Below are 1,631 nucleotides of genomic sequence, written 5' to 3'. Positions count from 1 at the left end.
AGGACTTCAAGCCGAAGTTCCTGGCCAGGACCTCCATGGCCCGCAAGGCCGTCGACGCCGCTATCGGCGCCACCAAGCAGGCCCTGATCGAGATGGGCCGCAAGCATGGGCGGGACATTCGCCTGGTCCACCCCGCGCACACCACGATGGACTGCGCGCAGTGCGGAGCGAGAGCCAAGCACGCACTGCCGCTGGGTGAGCGCACCTACACCTGCACCGTGTGCGGAACCGCGTCCCCTCGGGACAAGAACTCCGCACGCGTGATGCTCGTCCGGGCTGGTTTCAACCCGGCTGGTGCCGAGGGCACAAGACCTCCTGGAGCGCTGCTCCAGGAGGCGGCCTGAGCCAGGAATCCCCTCCCCTTCGGGGAGGGGAGGATTCAAGAAAGACTCTCTCCCTTACAGCGTCATGCGCTGTGGTCCGCTGACTTCCGCCGCAACGTTCCGCCCCGCCGGGGAGCCGAAGCCAGCCACGACCGCCGGATCCCGGAAATCCGACATTCGAGCCTTCAGTCCAGAGAAAGTCCGACACTGCAGAGGACAACAGCCAACAGCTCCCTACCCCGCACTGCGAAGGACGGCGCCGACCAGCGGTGCCCGACCACTCGGACGTCAGGGCGTGCCCGGTCACGGCGTCAGTAGCGGGCGTTGAGGGCACGACGCTCGTCGGCTGCCTGGTGACCCGGCCGGTGGATCGGGCCCGTGCCCAGGGTCAGGGACAGGCCCGTGCCCTGGTTGGTGTGGGCGATGATCTCCGCGGTGATGGAGATCGCCGTCTCCTCAGGCGTGCGCGCACCCAGGTCGAGACCGATCGGGGAGCGCAGCCGAGCCAACTGGTCTTGTGTGACGCCGACTTCGTACAGGAGGCGCAGGCGTTCATCGTGAGTCCGACGGGATCCCATCGCGCCGACGTAGCCGACGGGCAGATCGAGTGCCAGCTGCAGCAGGGGGATGTCGAACTTGGCGTCGTGGGTGAGGACGCAGACGGCGGTACGGGCGTCCACCTCGGTGCGTTCCAGGTAGCGGTGGGGCCAGTCGACGACGACCTCGTCCGCGTGCGGGAAGCGTGCCGCGGTGGCGAAGACGGGGCGGGCGTCGCACACGGTGACCCGGTAGCCGAGGAAGCGGCCGGCCTGGCTGAGCGCGGTGGCGAAGTCGACGGCGCCGAAGATCAGCATGCGGGGGCGTGTGGCGGCCACGTGGACGAGGACGGAGAGCCGCTCCGGGCAGGTGTCCGCGTCCCCGCCGAGCGAGACGAGCGCGGTGCGTCCCGCCCGCAGCTGGGCTGTGGCCCGGTCCGCCACCGCCCGCCCTGTCGATCCCCCGTCCAGCGTCCTCTCGGCGATCCAGCTGTCACCGAGAACGCTCAAGGTGGCGCCGATCAGTCCGTCCGGGCCGTCGACGACCTGTGCCACGGCGGCGGGTCGGCCCCCGGCAACCTCGGCGAGGGCCGCGCCGAGAGGCGGCTGGGTCGCGGGGTCGATGCGCTGGACGAGGACGTCGAGTTCGCCGCCGCAGGTCAGGCCGACGGCGAAGGCGTCGTCGTCGGAGTACCCGAACCAGGCCCGCTGCGGGGCGCCGCGGTCGCGCAGCACCTGCCGGCACAGCTCGTACACCGCGCCCTCGACACAG

2 protein-coding genes are annotated in these 1,631 nt (G+C 70.5%); one reads left to right on the top strand and one right to left on the bottom strand.

Translation table 11 applies throughout. From position 1 onward, the window contains the following. Positions 1-344 (top strand): zinc ribbon domain-containing protein (locus IEZ21_RS46870; protein WP_189327911.1); only part of this gene is annotated, 344 nt, incomplete at its 5' end. Between the two features lie 290 nt (positions 345-634). Here IEZ21_RS46870 and IEZ21_RS46865 read toward each other — a convergent pair. Beyond that, positions 635-1,631: XdhC family protein (locus tag IEZ21_RS46865; RefSeq protein WP_189327910.1), on the bottom strand; the 997-nt coding region annotated here is incomplete at its 5' end.

It is taken from the genome of Streptomyces flaveus (assembly GCF_014647675.1).
GTDB classification, from domain to species: Bacteria; Actinomycetota; Actinomycetes; order Streptomycetales; family Streptomycetaceae; genus Streptomyces; species Streptomyces flaveus.
This window is presented reverse-complemented; position numbering and strand designations above follow the sequence as displayed.